Source organism: Collimonas pratensis, from assembly GCF_001584185.1.
Classification (GTDB): Bacteria; Pseudomonadota; Gammaproteobacteria; order Burkholderiales; family Burkholderiaceae_D; genus Collimonas; species Collimonas pratensis.
Genome location: NZ_CP013234.1, coordinates 2849442 through 2865725 on the forward strand (window position 1 = coordinate 2849442; position 16284 = coordinate 2865725).

Below are 16284 nucleotides of genomic sequence, written 5' to 3' on the forward strand. Positions count from 1 at the left end.
GCAGTGTTTTTCGGTCGTTGGCAAAACACCGGCGCAGCGAGGCCCGCACCGTGGTTAATGACGGCGGCGTACCTGTATCATTCAGGATGATTTTTCTTGTTTTATTTGACTGACGTCACGGCGCGATGGCCGAATAATGCAATCCGCTCGGAGAGCCGGCGCCGGCGTTCTGTCAGCACGTCGATCAGGCCATCCAGCTCGTGAAGTTTTTCTATATGCGGCGCCAGATCGGCGGCGCCCTTTCTTGGATCGGAATTTTCGCTTCCGGATGATTGTAAAAAAGCGCCTATCTGCCGCGTACTGAAACCACATTCAATCAGGTCCTTGATCTGCCTGACGATATCCACCGTTTGCAGCGGATAATCACGGTAACCGTTAGCCAGACGCTGCGACAGAATCAATCCTTGCGATTCGTAGTAGCGCAGGATACGCGCGCTCACTTTTGCTCGATTTGCTATTTCTCCTATTCGCATTTCGCCTTTGCCTTGTTAACAAATAAGCGATCCGGGGCGCAACGCAAACAGGGTAAAGAGATGACAGATATCTTTGTGCCAGCTTTTCATAACGTATTGCGATCCGTCCGAATTGCTTGATCCGATTAATAAAACGTTCTACTAACTGCGGTCTTACACGGGTGAAGTTACATAACGGGGGTACTTGGAAAACAGCTAACGGCGCGCCGCATCGGGGGCCTGTTGCCTGTTCTAACGCAAGACCCATGCCATTGACTGCAATTGTCAACCGACGTTAACGATTGTTACTTGTTGGGCTGGAGTAACTATAGAACATTGACACTAATGAGAACGTCAAGCGGAAAATCAGCGCAATCGATACCGGGGGTGCAGCAATCTCGTGTTTAGTTAATAGACTGATCTGTTTAGTTTGTGCAAGTTCTCTTTAGTGCACGAGATAGCGCTAATCGGCGTTGTATAAAAGACGAACGGCAGCCTGCAATGATTTGCGGTCTGTTGTTTTTTACGCGGGGATTTTATTCAGCGGGAGCGCTTTGTTAGCCATACGCAAAGATTGTCTCGGCCTTGTGTACGGGGTCGTGCAGCAGTAAGCTGACATTATCTGGCATATTCCGCGCTATACCAACCTGTCTGTACAAAACACGTCAGTACAGTCTTCCAGGTGCAATGCGCTTGGCATACATGCAACGAATGCTTTCAGTGATCTTTGAGGCCTGCCGGCTGGGCGGCGATAAGAATCGCGACAGGCGTTTGTCAGCGGCCTGCCGGCAAACAGCTTCTGTTGTCGTTTATTTCACTCAGAATCCGGAACGGATCGAAGACGGCATTCGGCGAGAAGCGCAATTTACGTCCAGCGGCAGATTGCGCTCCACATACGCCACCAGCTTCTGCACGCTCGCTGCGATACTTTCATGACCGGTATCGATGGCAAGCTGCGGATGCTCCGGTATTTCATATGGCGCGCTGATGCCGGTAAACTCGCGCAATTCGCCCGAACGTGCTTTTTTATACAGGCCCTTGGGGTCACGCGCTTCACAGGTCGCCAGGTCGGCGGCGACATGGATTTCGTGAAACGCCTCGCCGCAGGATTGCCGGGCCCGTGCGCGGTCGGCGCGGTAAGGAGAAATGAAGGCCGTGATGCAGATCAGGCCGGCGTCGGCAAACAATGCCGCGACCTCGCCTACGCGCCGGATATTTTCGCTTCTGTCCGCCGGACTGAAGCCAAGATTGGCATTCAGGCCCTTGCGTACATTGTCGCCATCCAGCACGTAGCAGGAATATCCCAGCGTCGTCAGCGCATGTTCCAGCGCCATGGCGAGCGAGGATTTGCCGGACGCAGACAAACCGGTCAGCCACATGACGGCACCACGGTGGCCGTAATGCGCCGCCCGCTGCGATGGATTCAAGGCATGGGGTACCGCTGTCAAATTTTTTTCCATTCAACACTCCACAGAATACGACGCCCTGCGACGGCCACGCAGCAGCATACATGATGCATCAAAACGCCGCAGCCGGAGCGATTCAACTCCGTGATTCAAGCATTAGCCACGCCACACAGGCACAGGATGCGGTAATATTTGCCGAACAGTTTACCGACGCCGGGCGCTGCGAAAAAAGCCTCGGACAGCAACTCAATTTGATAGCAAAGGCCATTTCTGATGACTCCAGCATTCGTCGGCGTAACGGGTTTACCAAGAGCGGGTTCCACGCTGCTGTGCCAGCTGCTGGCCCAGCATCCCGAGATTCATTGCGAAGGCCACAGCTCTCCCCTGTGCAACACCCTGCTGGGGATCCGCCGCATGATCAGCGAAGATACTTTTTTCCTGTCGCAGCTCGATACCCAGTTCGAGCAAAGCTATGCCCACCTGACGTCGGCGATGCAGGGATTCTTGCGCGGCTGGCATCATGACTGCAGCAAGAAGGCGGTGGTGGACAAGAACCGCGCATGGCTGCATGCGATAGAGCTGCTGCTGCATATCGAGCCGAACGCCAAGCTGATCGTGTGCCTGCGCGAACTCGGACAAATCTACGGTTCTATCGAAGCACAGCACCAGCGTACCATCCTGGTCGATTTCATCGATCACCTGGCCGATTTCGACCGCTTCGGGCGGGCCGACATGCTGTTCGCCAAAGACAAGGCCATCGGCGCTCCGCTGATTTCCCTGCATGCGGTTGCCGACCTCCCTAAGCATGTGCAGGAACGCCTGTATTTCATCCGTTTTGAAGATTTGATGGAGCGCCCCTCGGCCTGCATGACGCATCTGTATTCCTGGCTGGGACTGTCGCCGTTCGAGATCGATCCTGACCATCTGGCGATCGGGTTGCAGGAAAGCGATAGCCACTATCACATGAAATACAGTCACAAACAGGCCAACCAGATCACCAAGCCGAAGCGGCACGAGATTCCGCCGCGCATACAGGCACAGATCGAAACCGCCTGCTCCTGGTTCTACCAGCTTTACTATCCGCAGAAGATGTAAGGCCCGCGATCAAGGTTCTCTAGAACGCCTTGCCGATTTCGGCCCAGGCGCGCACCGACTTGTTGTCGCCTATCAGTTGCGGGGTCGAGCCGAACGGCGCCGCAATATAGAGCTTGGCATGCCACTGGTCCGGTCCGCTCCAGTTCATGCCGACCCCGGCCCCACTCAGCGTTGCGCCATTGTCGCCCGGCAGCCAAGGATTCTTGTTGACCGTCACGTGTTCGCTGTCGACGAAGGCCAGCACTTGCCAGCGTCCGCTGGCGAACTGGCCGAGCTCGTGCCGCAGTTCGATCGAGCCGAACACCCCGGTGTCGCCCGACAACGCGCCGATGTCATAGGCGCGCACTGTGTAGGGACCGCCGGCGACCATCTTTTCCGCGGGATCCAGGTTACCGTTCGTCCATTGGCCAGCCAGTGCGAAATACAGGGAATCGTTCTGGCTCAGGTTCTGTAGCTGCGCCAGATTGCCGTTCCATTTCGTGTAGCTGCCCTGTGTTTTGGCGGTGACGGAATCAGACAGCTGCGCCGCCCGGTCATCGAAGCCGACACGTCCCGCGGTAATGCCGATATTCCAGGTGCCGATGCCGCCGGCCAGCACGCCGTTGCGCCAGTCGCCGTTCAGGCTAGCGCTCCAGTTATCCAGATGGCGGTCCGTCTTGATGTTGCTGACGCCGATACGGTCGTTCAGCTGCTTGTGGTCGTACTGGATCTGGCCGTACAGATTGGCGTCGCGCGTGCGCATGAAGGGATGTTTGACCCAGATGCTCGCCACTTGCGCGGTGCCGCGCGCATCCAGAGCGCCCAGGCTATCGCCGAGGATGTAATGCAGCGCCGAATAGGAGCCGCCCATGCGTGTGCCCATGCCATTGAGCAGGGTTTCATAGGCGATACTGCCGTAATTCATGTCTCTGCCGCTGGTCAGCGCGCCGATGCTGAGGACATCGCCATGGTGCAGCGGATTGAAGACATTCACAGCGGCGCCGAGGCGAGCCCGGCCGGTATAGCGGTTGCCGAAATTGTCCAGCGTCACGTTGCCGGCAACCTGCGCCGCCGGGTCAGCTTGCACCTGCAGGTCGGAAGTGCCGACCGCGTCCCCCGGTTTCAGCAGCGCGCTGACAGTGACGCCCGGAATATCCGAGGCCAGCAGCAGCGTGCGGTCAAGCCCGGCCTGGGTGACCGCTTGTCCGGCCTGCAATGGCGACAAGGTTTGCAGCAGCAGGCCATCGCTCACGCGGCTGCGGTTATCCAGCTTGACCTGGCCGTAACGAGCCTCGATCACCATCACCTTGACTACGCCGCCTTGCACGGTCTGGGCCGGGATGATGGCGCGCGCCAGCGGATAGCCGTGGCTATGGTAGTAGTCGGTGATGCGCGCAACCACTGCGACGAGCTGGGCCAAAGTGAGATTCTTGCCCTCGGCGTCGGCCACCAGCGCATGCAGGGTGGCCGTATCGAACGCGGTATTGCCGGACAGCTGTATGCTGGTGACGCTGAAAGCCGCCCCCGCCGGCTGCTGGGCGACGCCCCCCTGCTCGATGGTCAAGCCGGTTCCGGTTGACGAGGGCGGCGCCGGCTTGAGCGGCTGGATCTGCTGCAGTATGGAACCGGCGCCGGGCGGGGTCACCGGCTCAGCCGCCAACGCGCAGAAATAGGGATAGCTGAGCAGCATGGCTGCGATGATCGGCTTCATGGGATATTGGAATCTACCGTTATTGTTCATTGAGGCTCGCCTATTCATCCGTGCTCACAATATTGTCCGGGAGCCTGACTCCGCTGCCCGTGATCTTCACTTCCACTCCGTTCATGCCGTCGCCCTTGAAGCTGGATGGATTGTTCGACGGCTGGACATTGAACTGAACCAAGTCGAGCGCTGCCAGGTTGATGCCCGCGTGCGGGGTAGCAAATACCGAGTCCAGCGCGGTGATCACGTTCTGCACCGAGACCGGGGCCGCCCCCGGCTTCAAAGTCAGCGCGGTGGCGTTGCCTGCCGCTTGCACGAACACATAGTTCATCGCGCTCAAGCCGCCGCCGTCAATCGCATACAGTCCCGGCAGGCTGGTCGGCTGGGCGTTGGTGGTCCAGCTCAGGCTGCCGCTCGTAGCACTGCCCAAGGTGTCGCCTCCCACCAGGCCGCTCAGGGTGCCAGTCAGGCCGCTCGGCGTTTGCCCGGCAATGCTGCTGGCCGGGGTTGCCGTGTAGGTAAGCGTTGCCGGCGTGATATTGGCGCTGGTCGTGCTCGTGCTGCTCACCGTATAGTTGCCGGCATCAGCGCCGCTGGCGCTGATACCCGCTACCGTCACGGTCTTGCCGACGCCGACATTCTTGTCGGCGAAGTTGGCAGAGGTATCGCTGAACGAAATCGCATCGCCAGCCAGTCCGCCGCTGAGCGTCACCGCCGCCGTGGTGTTGCCGTCATAGGTTTTATTGGCGCCGATGGCGGCAACGGTGATGGCCAGCGGCGTGATATCGGCCGTGGTCGTTGTGGTGGTATTGCTGACCAGGTAGTTGCCCGCATCCGCCCCGCTGGCGCTGATGCCGGCAACGCTGACCGTCTTGCCCGTGCCTGCATTCTTGTCGCCAAAACTTGCCGAGCTGTCGCTGAAGGTCACCTTGTCGCCGCCGATCAGGCCGCTGCCGGCCAATATCGCCGAACCGGAAGTTGTCGCGTCATAGACTTTGTTGACGCCGCTGGCAGTGATCGTGACCGATTGCCGGCTGACGGTATAGTCGCCGCTGATGCTGCCCAGTATGTAGTTGCCGGCATCGACGCCACCCAAGGCGCCGCTCGCCGATTCGATGCCGACGTGAGTGCCGGCAATCAGATGGCCGCTACTGCTGGTCAGTCCAGTCGTGTTCACGGAAACGCCGGGGGCGTTGACAAGGTCTCCCGATATGACGTTCGATATGCTGAATGCGCCCGGGGTCAGCGCCGCACCGTAGGTCGAACTGCCGGCTGCGATGGTACCGGCCAGAGCCAGCTGGCTGACGGTATAGTCGCCGGTTGGTCCGGCAAACGTGTAGTTGCTGGCATCGGCGCCGCTCAGCGCACTGACAGATTCGATGCCGGTGTGGCTGCCGGCAATCAGGTGGCCGCTGCTACTGGTCAGGCCGGTCGTGTTGACGCCAACCGTCGCAGTGCCAAGCACGTCGCCCGTGACAGCATTAGTGAAATTCACAGCACCCGGCGCCAGCACCGCACCATAGGTCGAACTGCCAGTGCCGATCGAACCGGTCAACGCCAGCTGGTTGACAGTATAGTCGCCGGTTGGTGCTGCAAAGGTGTAGTTGCCGGCATCTGCCCCGCTCAACGCACTGACCGATTCGATGCCGGTGTGGGTACCGGCGATCAGGTGGCCGCTGCTGCTGGTCAAGCCGGTGATATTGACGCCAACCGTGGCCGTACCCAGCGCATCGCCCGACACCGCATTGGTGAAATTCGCCGCGCCCGGCGCCAGCACCGAACCATAGGTTGAACTGCCAGCCGCGATGCTGCCGGTCAATGCCAATGGACTGACAGTGTAGTTGCCGATGGCGCCGGCGAAGGTGTAATTGCCTGCATCAGCACCACCCAAGGCAGTGCCCACCGATTCGATGCCGTTATGCGTGCCGGCAACCAGATGGCCGCTGCTGCTGGTCAGGCCGGTCGTATTCACCGTGACGGCGCCCGGCGTGACCAGGTCTCCGCTGACGGCATTCGTAAAGTTCGCTGCGCCAGGGACCAGCACCGCACCGTAGACCGAGCTGCCCGCCGCAACCGTGCCGTTCAAAGCCAGCTGGCTGACGGTATAGTCGCCGGTGGCGCCGGCAAAGCTGTAGTTGCCCGCGTCCGCGCCGCCCAAGGCCGCGCCCACCGATTCGATGCCGGTGTGGGTGCCGGCAATCAGGTGACCACTGCTGCTGGTCAGGCCGGTCGTATTGACCGTGACTGCGCCGGGAGTGACCAGGTCGCCGCTCACGGCGTTGGTGAAATTCACCGCGCCCGGCGCCAGGGTCGAGCCGTAGGTCGAACTACCCGCGCCAACCGTAGCGTTCAATACCAGCTGGTTGACGGTGTAGTTGCCCGTGACTCCGTTAAAAGTGTAGTTGCCGGCATCGGCTCCGCTCAAGGCGCTGATCGTTTCAATGCCGTTATGCGTGCCCGCAATCAGATGACCGCTGCTGCTGGTCAGGCCAGTGGTATTAACGCCAACCGTCGCCGTACCCAGCGCATCGCCTGAGACGGCATTGGTGAAGTTCGCCGCGCCCGGAACCAAGGCCGAGCCGTAAGTCGAGCTGCCCGCCGCAACCGTACCGGTCAGGGCCAACTGGGCGACGGTATAGTCGCCGGTAGCACCGGCAAACGTGTAGTTGCCCGCGTCCGCTCCGCTCAAGGCCGTACCCACCGATTCGATGCCGGTGTGGGTGCCGGCAATCAAGTGGCCGCTGCTGCTGGTCAGGCCTGTTGTATTCACCGTGACTGCGCCGGGTGTGACCAGGTCACCTGTCACGGCGTTGGTGAAATTCACCGCGCCTGGCGCCAAGGTCGAGCCGTAGGTCGAACTGCCCGCCGCAAGCGTGCCGTTCAGGGCCAGCTGGTTGACGGTGTAGCTGCCTGTGACTCCGCTGAAAGTGTAGTTGCCGGCATCGGCTCCGCTCAAGGCGCTGACCGTTTCAATGCCGTTATGCGTACCGGCAATCAGATGACCGCTGCTGCTGGTCAGGCCCGTAGTGTTGACGCCAACAGTCGCCGTACCCAACGCATCGCCAGAGACAGCATTGGTGAAGTTCGCGGCACCCGGGACCAGGGTCGCACCGTAAGTCGAGCTGCCGGTCGCTACCGAACCGGTCAGGGCCAGAGGCGTAACGGTGTAGTTGCCGGTGGCGCCGGCAAAGGTGTAATTGCCTGCGTCCGCGCCACCCAGGGCCGTACCCACCGATTCGATACCGTTATGCGTACCAGCCGTCAGATGGCCGCTGCTGCTGGTCAGGCCAGTCGTATTCACTGTGACGGCTCCGGGTGTGACCAGGTCACCGCCGACAGCATTCGTAAAGTTCGCTGCGCCAGGGACCAGCACCGCACCGTAGACCGAGCTGCCCGCCGCAACCGTGCCGTTCAAAGCCAGCTGGCTGACGGTATAGTCGCCGGTGGCGCCGGCAAAGCTGTAGTTGCCCGCGTCCGCGCCGCCCAAGGCCGTGCCCACCGATTCGATGCCGGTGTGGGTGCCGGCAATCAGGTGACCACTGCTGCTGGTCAGGCCGGTCGTATTCACCGTGACTGCGCCGGGAGTGACCAGGTCGCCGCTCACGGCGTTGGTGAAATTCACCGCGCCCGGCGCCAGGGTCGAGCCGTAGGTCGAACTACCCGCGCCAACCGTAGCGTTCAATACCAGCTGGTTGACGGTGTAGTTGCCTGTGACTCCACTGAAAGTGTAGTTGCCGGCATCGGCTCCGCTCAAGGCGCTGATCGTTTCAATGCCGTTATGCGTGCCCGCAATCAGATGACCGCTGCTGCTGGTCAGGCCAGTGGTATTGACGCCAACCGTCGCCGTACCCAGCGCATCGCCTGAGACGGCATTGGTGAAGTTCGCCGCGCCCGGGACCAGAGCCGCACCGTAGGTCGAGCTGCCCCCCGCAACCGTACCGGTCAGGGCCAACTGGGCGACGGTATAGTCGCCGGTAGCACCGGCAAACGTGTAGTTGCCCGCGTCCGCTCCGCTCAAGGCCGTACCCACCGATTCGATGCCGGTGTGGGTGCCGGCAATCAAGTGGCCGCTGCTGCTGGTCAAGCCCGTCGTATTCACTGTGACTGCACCGGGGGTGACAAAATCGCCGCCCACGGCGTTGGTGAAATTCACCGCGCCTGGCACCAGGGTCGAGCCGTAGGTCGAACTGCCAGCGCCAACCGTTGCGGTCAAAGCCAGCTGGTTGACGGTGTAGTCGCCCGTGACTCCACTGAAAGTGTAGTTGCCGGCATCGGCCCCACTCAAGGCGCTGACCGTTTCAATGCCGCTATGCGTACCGGCCGTCAAGTGCCCGCTGCTGCTGGTCAGGCCCGTAGTGTTGACGCCAACAGTCGCCGTACCCAACGCATCGCCAGAGACAGCATTGGTGAAGTTCGCGGCACCCGGGACCAGGGTCGCACCGTAAGTCGAGCTGCCGGTCGCTACCGAACCGGTCAAGGCCAGAGGCGTAACGGTGTAGTTGCCGGTGGCGCCGGCAAAGGTATAGTTGCCCGCGTCCGCCCCACTCAAGACCGTACCCACCGATTCGATGCCGTTATGCGTACCAGCCGTCAGGTGGCCGCTGCCGCTGGTGAGCCCAGCCGTATTCACGCTGACCGGCGCGGCTGTGACCACATGGCCGGCAACCATGTTGGTGAAAGTCACCGTGCCCGGCAGCAGGGCTGAACCATAGACAGAGCTGCCGGCGCCGAGTGTGCCGGTGAGCGCCAGCGGATTGATCGTCAATGCGCCGTTGACATAGGTAACGATGTAACCCTGCTGGCCGCTGGAAGAAAGGCCGGACGCCGTGATCGTGTAAGTGCCGGCGTTGACCGCGGCTTGCGAGGTTCCGCCATAAGTGATGCTGCCCAGCACGCCGACCGGCGTCGCGCTGTACCGGTAGCCATTCAGGCCGGTGTAGGTAACGCCATTGTTGCTGGCATAGGCTGCGCCGTTGAAAGTGCTGCTGGCGTTGTTGGCCGAGACGGTTAGCGCCGTCATGCCAGAGAGTAAGAGCGGATAGCCGCCGGACATGATCCAGGTGCCGCTGAAATCCCAGGCCGGGTTCAGATTGCCGTTGGCAGCGGTGCTGGAGGTGAAATTGGCCTGGTTCTGCATGTTGGCAGTGGTCATGCCGGTGCCGCCGTCGGAGGTCGCCTGGCCGGAGCTTGTTTTATCCCAGAAACTGCCGGTAACGATGCCGGCGCCGCCGCTGTTGTTGCCGATCAAGCCGCCAACCGAGATCGAGCCGGCCCCGGCGCTGACGCTGCCTGTCGAAAAGCTGTTGGTGACCGTGCCGCCTAACCCGCCGCCGCCGGTATTATTGCCTACCAGTCCACCGACAAAGGACGCACCGGCAGTGCCGGTTACGCTGCCCGTTGCATAGCTGTTGTCGATCACAGGGTTGCCCGCTGGTGCGCCTCCCGAGGCGACGGCGCCATAATTGTGGCCAACCAGGCCGCCGACAGCACTGGTACCGGAAACGCTGCCGGTCGCATAACTGTTGCTAACTCGGGCCGAGCCGGTAAAGCCATAATTGGAACCCAGCAAGCCACCTACATATGAGGCGCCGCTCACAGAGCCGGTGGCATGGCTATTGATAATCAGGCTGGTGATGCCGGGCGCGCCGTAGGCATACCCTACCAATCCGCCGACACTGCTGCTGGCGCCGGTTACATTCCCCGTTGCGTAGCTATCGCTGACCGTGCCGCCTTGCAAACCGCCGAGCAAACCGCCTACGGAGATACTGGCCGCCCCGCCGTTGACGGTGCCGGTAGCGTAACTCCTGGAAATCGTGCCTCCCTGGTTCCACCCCACCAAGCCGCCGACGGAAGTGGTAGGGCCGCTAGCGCTCACGCTGCCTGTCGCATAACTGTTGCTGATGGCGCCGCTGTTGAAACCCGCCAACTGGCCGGTATAATTCGAACCGGTGACGGCGACACTCCCGCCCACCAGGCCGACGTTGCGAATCACGCCGCTCGATTCGCCGAACAGGCCGCGCCCCGTGCCGCTTGCCCCTGGGGTGACCGCGAGACCGCTGATCGTATGGCCCAGGCCATCGAACGTGCCCGAGAATAGCGTGCTGCCCGTGCCTATCGGCGTGAAGCCTGCGCCGCTATTCCAGGCCGAGGTGGCGGCAGCGTTGATGTCGCTGCCCAGCGCATAATAGCCGGCCAGGTTTCCTAGCGTCCCCTGCAGGCTGCCGTCGCCGCTGCTGGCGGCCGTACCCAGTGAGTTGATGACCGTATAGACGTGATTGTTCATGGTCAGCACGCCGCTGCCGCTGAAATTGACGCGGCCGTTGAATCCGCTGCTGCCCAGGGCGACATTGACATGGCCGCTGCCAGGCTCAAGATCCAGGCTGGCGGAGCCGCTGGCCGTCATCGTGGCGTTGATGTTCACATCGTTGCTGGCGTTCAGGGTCAGCTTGTGTCCGCTCCAGCTGACTGTGTCGTCGACGTTGACATTGCCGCTGCTGCCGCTGGCGCCGCTGGCCGAAGAAATCGTCACATTGCCCGCGCTTAATGAGGCGTTAAGCGCAGCGCCGGTCAGGTCGCCGTTGCTGGCCGCGATCGTGAAATCGGTCGGATCGATCAGCCAGGTGCCGGCCAGGCCTAGCGCCGCGGCGGTGGTGATCCTGGCGCCATTCGCTACCTTGACGTTAGCCGCGCTGGTCTCGATGAAGCCGCCGTTGCCGCCGGCCGGCGCACTGGCGTCCAGCGTGCCGCCGACGTTGACGGTTCCCGCTGCCATGCCGCCCAGCAGGGTGATCGTGCCGCCCTGGTTGTCCACGGTGTGTGCTTCAATCACGCCGCTGTTGTTGACGACGCTGGCCAGCAATGCATCTTTGGCGCCGGCGCTCATGATCACGCGGCCGCCGTCGGCCCGGATCAAGCCGCCGTTTTCTGCCGCGCTGTTTAAGACGCTCTGGTCGACCTGCAGCTGCAGCAGGCTGTTGCCGCTGAACGTGAGGGTGACGGCGTTGCCGGCGCCGAGCGCCACCGCGCCCTGAGGCGCGCTGATCGTGCCCTGGTTGCTGACATGGTTGCCGAGCAAGGCGACATAGCCGCCGTTAACTGCGGTGATAGCACCTTGGTTGACCACGCTGCCGGAACCATTGCCGCTGAAAGTGCGGGTGTTGCCGTTCAAGCCGGCATCATGCACATCCAGGGTGGAAGCAACCAGGCCGCCGACATTGACCTGTGCGCCGGCGCCGAACAGGACGCCGTTCGGGTTGATCAGGAATACCTGGCCGTTGGCATTCAGGTGGCCAAGGATCTGCGTACCGTTGGTATCGAATATGCGGTTGACAGCAATCGCGCTGACCGAGGGCTGCACGAAATTCACCGTTTCCTGCGGTGCGATGTTGAAGCCGCTCCAGTTCAGGGTGGCGTTCTGGCTGGTCTGGCTGATCGTGGTGGTGGCGCCGGATTGGCGGACGCTGCCGCTGCCGGCGACAATCTGGCCGCCGGTCGGCGCCGCCTGGGCGGCAATCGCCGTCAGCGACAAGGCTGCCGCCACCAGCTTGCGGCGCCCGCCTTTGCCGCGTCCACGCGTGGTTTCCGCTACTGCGATCCAGCCGTTGGTCACGGTGCTCCAGACCAGGCGATAGATGTGGTTCATAGACCCGTGGCGTTTCATGGCTTGTTTTCCTCAGTGAACCTGCAGTACTCAACCAAACAATGCGCGTAGCTGGTCCAGGCCTGGTCGGCCGCCCGCCTGCTCCTCGCTTCAACAAACCGTGCGGCATCGACAGCGATGCCGCGCATTCGTCACGCAGAAACTGTGCTTTAGTTGCCCAGCGCCGAAAAAAAAGCAGTGCGGCTGGGCCAACTCTCAAACAAAACGTATTACAAAGACAACGGATTCAAGGGGCGGTGACTGGCGCAAGGTGCACCAAAATGAAAGCTGACATGCAAACAATGTCAGCCTGGGGGGCATGGCTGGTTTCCCTATCCAGCTTTCTTTTAAGCAAAATATTACTCAAGTGAATGTGTTACACGCAAGCTAATTGTTAAACTGAATTGTATATTAATGTTTCCGTTGGATTTTGGCCTCGGTTAAGCCTCTCGACGCCACTTTTTTCAGGTTTGTACTGCCGAATTCTATTGCCGAATCGCATTTTTCCTGTTCAACTGCGCCTTGCTGCAATTTAACATTCAGCAACCCCGATCCGTAGCAAAACAGGCTACTTAACGAAGGAAATGCGGAAGGAAATGCGATGAACATATTTCTCGGTAGCATCATGACTTTCGGTTTTCAGTTCAATCCCAGCGGCTGGCAGCCATGCAACGGCCAAGCCATCAGCATCGACCAGTATTCAGCCCTGTTCGCCTTGCTCGGCACCAACTTTGGCGGCGACGGCGTGCAAACCTTCCAGTTGCCGAATTTGCAGGGGCGAATGCCGCTTTGCCAAGGTAACGGCGCAGCGCTGAGCCCACGTGTGATCGGCCAGTTTTCCGGTAGCGAAAACATTTCAGTCGGCCTCAGCAACCTGCCCTCGCACACGCATACCGCCACCTTCACGCCTTCTGGCGGCGGCAGCAGCTACACGGTATCGGCCAACACCGCCGGCAACCTGCCGGCGCCCAGCGCAACCAACAACATCCTGTCAGGATCGCCGGCCGGCAACCAGGGCGGAGCGATCTGGGGCTCGACGGCGCCCACCGTCCCCTTGGGCGGTGGCGGCGGCAGTGGCGGCGCCACGGTAACCAACGCCGTCACCGGCAACAGTCAGGTCGTGGGAAGCATGAATCCCTACCTGGCGCTGAACTTCAGCATCGCCTTGACGGGCATTTTCCCTTCGCGCAATTAAGCAACGCGACAGCCACATCATTACGCCTAGAACAGCAAAAACACCGGTCCTTAAAACGCAGCAATCACAAGGGAGATTTCCATGGAAGTATTTCTCGGCAGCATAATGACTTTCGGTTTTCAGTTTAATCCTAACGGCTGGCAGCTCTGCAACGGCCAGACCCTCGCCATTCAGCAATATGCAGCCTTGTTCTCGCTGCTGGGCACCACCTACGGCGGCAACGGCACGACAAACTTCCAGCTGCCGAATCTGCAAGGACGGGTGCCGATCGGCCAAGGCAACGGAGGCGGCTTGACCCCACGCGTGCTCGGCGAAGCGTCCGGCACGGAAAGCATTTCGATCACCGTCAACAACATGCCGTCCCATACCCACGTCGCCACCTTTACCCCTGCGGGCGGCGGCAGCGGCTATATGGTATCGACCAATACGGTCGGCAATCAGCTGGCGCCAAGCGCAACCAACAACGTCTTGTCCGGATCGCCTGGCGGCCCGCAGGGTGCGGCCATCTGGGGTTCGGTGGCGGGCACCATTCCCCTGGGCGGTGGCGGCGGCAGCTCCGGCGGCACCGTCACCAATGCTCTCACCGGCAATTCACTCCCCGTAGGCAGCATGAATCCCTTCCTGGCGCTGAACTTCAGCATCGCGCTGGTGGGTATTTTCCCGTCTCGTAACTAACAGGCCGCAAGTGCGCAGCCGGCCGTTTGCCGGCCAGCTGCGCTTCCGTTTTTTCATTGCAGACAGATCAAATCCGATGCTAGAACTTGTTGATGCCGCGTATTTCACTCCCTCGACCGGACAGCTCTGCACGCTGCAGCTGCCGGACGGCAGCGCCTTGCCGGTGCTGGTCGACAGCGTGAATGTGAAAGCGCAATACCGCAACCCGTATGCGCCGGAACAGCAGCGCCTGCCGTTCATCGTCACCTTGACCGCGCAACAGGCCACCGATTTTCTCGAAGGCCCATGTGCGATCGACCTGCCGCAGCGCGAGCGCTTGGAAGGGGTTTATATATCGCGCCTGGCGCCGCTCGGACGCGATCCGGCCGGCGCGTATTTTCAGGTGGTGTTCAGCTAAGGGGATTCAAGGCAGGGATGGCTTGCCCGGGTACCACACCATGCGATCGGCCATCAATTCCGATTCTTCCACCTGGAATCCCAATTCCAGGTAGATCCGCTTGGCGCCGGGATTGTTGTGCCACACCACCACCACGACCGGGCACTGCACCTGGCTTGCGGCTTGCTGCACACCGCGCAGGACGGCCTTGCCATAGCCGAAGCCGCGGGCGGCGACAAGGAAAGCGATGTAAATCACGCGCACTTCGTTATGACCGAAATCCACCACCAGCGCACCGACGGCGGCCTGGGTTTTCTCGATGACGAAATGCATGGCGTTCGGATATTCTTCACCGGTGCCCTGGGCATGCACCGCATATTGCTGGGCGATCACGGTTTCGACGAATTCGGGTTCGCCGTCGATGAATTGCAGGTCTGGCCGGGCGGAACGATACAGGGTTGCCAGGAAAGGCTGGTCGCCGACGGTAGCGGGCCGCAGGGAAATGCCGGCCGGCATGGCGGAGGAAGAAGTAAGCATGCTGAGCTTTATCCGGAATTAAAGTGAATACCGCGTAGTACATCGCAATGGTGGAGCAGCTTATAACAGAAGCTGCCTTGACGGATGAAGCAGCCTCAAATAAAGTGCCTCGACGCAAGATTTTTGCTTGAATCGCAGGCAAACTCCGATGCTGATATGTGCCGCAGTCGACGCATTAACTGGATTGAAGGTAGTCGAATGAACAGCTTCCTCAAATTGCCGCTACTCTTTGATCCGGATCGACTGCTACAGGATTTGCGGACCTGCGAAACCATGGACTGGCCGCGGCATTTCCATACCGAGGACTATTCCGGCCTGTGGTCCGGCCTGGCCTTGCGCTCTGCCTCCGGCAAGGCGGACGATATCTATTCCCACCCAGGCAGCGCCGGCTATATCGACACGCCTGTGCTCGGCCGTTGCTCCTACATCGCCACCGTCTTCGACGCCTTCGCATGCGAGATAGAATCGGCCAGGCTGCTGCACCTGGCGCCTGGCGCACATATCAAGGAGCATCGGGATGTGCAAACCGGCTATCAGTTTGACGTCTTTCGCGTACACATCCCGATCGAGACCAGCGAGCAAGTACGATTCCTGGTTGGCGGACATGCTTTGGACATGTGCGCAGGCGAATGCTGGTATGCCGATTTCAGCCAGCCACATAGTGTCGAAAACCGCGGAGGCACGGCGCGCACCAACCTGATCCTGGACTGCAAAAGGAATGACTGGTCAGATACGCTGTTCCGGCAGGCCGGCTACGATTTCGACGCGGAGGCGCGCAGCCGCAGGCTTGACCGCGCAACACGCGCCATGGTGATCGCCCAGTTGTCGGAGATGAAAACCGATACGGCAGAGCGCTTGATCAAACAGCTGGAAGCCGAGGCGGATATCGATGAATAGCGCAATGCACCGAGAGATACAACAAGAGATACGGCAAGAAATACCGCAAGATGATGCAGCTGTCCTGCTCGAGGAATGGATACCCTACAGACTGCTGCAGCAAGAACAGCAATGGCGTTGTCTCTGGCTCGACCTGGCGGGCAAGCGCATTGCCGAGCCGTTTTTCACCGACACGATTTTGCGCTGCAAAGCCAGCACCCCCATCAACCGGCGCTTTCCCAGCCTCAGCTCGCTGGAATACCTGACAGATTGCGCCGCAGCCGCGGCCGACGTGGTCGCGCCAAGCGCTTTCATTTTCCATGTTTCGCGTTGCGGTTCAACCCTGGTCTCG

11 protein-coding genes are annotated in these 16284 nt (G+C 60.7%); 5 read left to right on the plus strand and 6 right to left on the minus strand.

Annotation, left to right across the window (positions count from 1 at the left end; genetic code table 11):
* Positions 1–101: 101 nt before the first annotated feature.
* Complete coding sequence (locus CPter91_RS12910; protein ID WP_061940887.1) at positions 102–473, minus strand: MerR family transcriptional regulator; 372 nt, start codon at positions 471–473, stop codon at positions 102–104.
* Between the two features lie 797 nt (positions 474–1270).
* The gene (cysC, locus tag CPter91_RS12915; RefSeq protein ID WP_061940890.1) at positions 1271–1912 is read right to left on the minus strand and encodes an adenylyl-sulfate kinase; all 642 of its coding nucleotides are present in this window, start codon (positions 1910–1912) and stop codon (positions 1271–1273) included.
* Positions 1913–2131: 219 nt separating this feature from the next.
* Here cysC and CPter91_RS12920 point away from each other — a divergent pair, with 219 nt between their 5' ends.
* Positions 2132–2953 carry a sulfotransferase family protein gene (locus CPter91_RS12920; protein WP_061940893.1) on the plus strand — a complete coding sequence of 274 codons (822 nt, stop codon included), beginning with the start codon at positions 2132–2134 and terminating at the stop codon, positions 2951–2953.
* Positions 2954–2972: 19 nt separating this feature from the next.
* Here the strand turns inward: CPter91_RS12920 and CPter91_RS12925 are convergent, their stop codons facing one another.
* Complete coding sequence (locus tag CPter91_RS12925) at positions 2973–4643, minus strand: ShlB/FhaC/HecB family hemolysin secretion/activation protein (protein ID WP_099047196.1); 1671 nt, start codon at positions 4641–4643, stop codon at positions 2973–2975.
* 40 nt (positions 4644–4683) lie between these two features.
* Positions 4684–12294, minus strand: coding sequence for a two-partner secretion domain-containing protein (locus CPter91_RS12930; RefSeq protein ID WP_082792814.1), 7611 nt, complete (start codon positions 12292–12294; stop codon positions 4684–4686).
* Between the two features lie 580 nt (positions 12295–12874).
* On the opposite strand from CPter91_RS12930, the gene CPter91_RS12935 reads away from it, so the two are divergent.
* The 3 genes from CPter91_RS12935 (at position 12875) to CPter91_RS12945 (ending at position 14540) form a co-directional block, all read left to right on the plus strand.
* A complete protein-coding gene (locus tag CPter91_RS12935; RefSeq protein WP_061940901.1) occupies positions 12875–13468 on the plus strand; it encodes a phage tail protein in 594 nt (197 codons plus the stop codon).
* A gap of 81 nt (positions 13469–13549) precedes the next feature.
* Entirely contained in the window at positions 13550–14143 is a 594-nt protein-coding gene (locus CPter91_RS12940) for a phage tail protein (RefSeq protein ID WP_061940904.1), read from the plus strand.
* A gap of 76 nt (positions 14144–14219) precedes the next feature.
* Positions 14220–14540 (plus strand): DUF6916 family protein, encoded by a 321-nt coding sequence (locus CPter91_RS12945; RefSeq protein WP_061946188.1) that lies wholly within the window; start codon positions 14220–14222, stop codon positions 14538–14540.
* A gap of 6 nt (positions 14541–14546) precedes the next feature.
* Here CPter91_RS12945 and CPter91_RS12950 read toward each other — a convergent pair whose 3' ends face one another.
* Entirely contained in the window at positions 14547–15056 is a 510-nt protein-coding gene (locus tag CPter91_RS12950; RefSeq protein WP_061940907.1) for a GNAT family N-acetyltransferase, read from the minus strand.
* Between the two features lie 198 nt (positions 15057–15254).
* Between CPter91_RS12950 and CPter91_RS12955 the strand changes: the two genes are divergently transcribed.
* Positions 15255–15953: an aspartyl/asparaginyl beta-hydroxylase domain-containing protein gene (locus tag CPter91_RS12955; RefSeq protein ID WP_061940909.1), complete on the plus strand. Its 699-nt coding sequence runs from the start codon at positions 15255–15257 to the stop codon at positions 15951–15953.
* Here the strand turns inward: CPter91_RS12955 and CPter91_RS26480 are convergent.
* Positions 15916–16254 carry a hypothetical protein gene (locus CPter91_RS26480; protein ID WP_150119681.1) on the minus strand — a complete coding sequence of 113 codons (339 nt, stop codon included), beginning with the start codon at positions 16252–16254 and terminating at the stop codon, positions 15916–15918. The two genes, CPter91_RS12955 and CPter91_RS26480, sit on opposite strands and share 38 nt — an antisense overlap.
* Between the last annotated feature and the right edge of the window lie 30 nt (positions 16255–16284).

Coding starts and splice junctions, on each gene's coding strand:
- CPter91_RS12910 (WP_061940887.1), bottom strand. CDS start 473: ATGCGAATAGGAGAAATAGCAAATCGAGCAAAAGTGAGCGCGCGTATC.
- cysC (WP_061940890.1), bottom strand. CDS start 1,912: ATGGAAAAAAATTTGACAGCGGTACCCCATGCCTTGAATCCATCGCAG.
- CPter91_RS12920 (WP_061940893.1), top strand. CDS start 2,132: ATGACTCCAGCATTCGTCGGCGTAACGGGTTTACCAAGAGCGGGTTCC.
- CPter91_RS12925 (WP_099047196.1), bottom strand. CDS start 4,643: ATGAAGCCGATCATCGCAGCCATGCTGCTCAGCTATCCCTATTTCTGC.
- CPter91_RS12930 (WP_082792814.1), bottom strand. CDS start 12,294: ATGAAACGCCACGGGTCTATGAACCACATCTATCGCCTGGTCTGGAGC.
- CPter91_RS12935 (WP_061940901.1), top strand. CDS start 12,875: ATGAACATATTTCTCGGTAGCATCATGACTTTCGGTTTTCAGTTCAAT.
- CPter91_RS12940 (WP_061940904.1), top strand. CDS start 13,550: ATGGAAGTATTTCTCGGCAGCATAATGACTTTCGGTTTTCAGTTTAAT.
- CPter91_RS12945 (WP_061946188.1), top strand. CDS start 14,220: ATGCTAGAACTTGTTGATGCCGCGTATTTCACTCCCTCGACCGGACAG.
- CPter91_RS12950 (WP_061940907.1), bottom strand. CDS start 15,056: ATGCTTACTTCTTCCTCCGCCATGCCGGCCGGCATTTCCCTGCGGCCC.
- CPter91_RS12955 (WP_061940909.1), top strand. CDS start 15,255: ATGAACAGCTTCCTCAAATTGCCGCTACTCTTTGATCCGGATCGACTG.
- CPter91_RS26480 (WP_150119681.1), bottom strand. CDS start 16,254: ATGGAAAATGAAAGCGCTTGGCGCGACCACGTCGGCCGCGGCTGCGGC.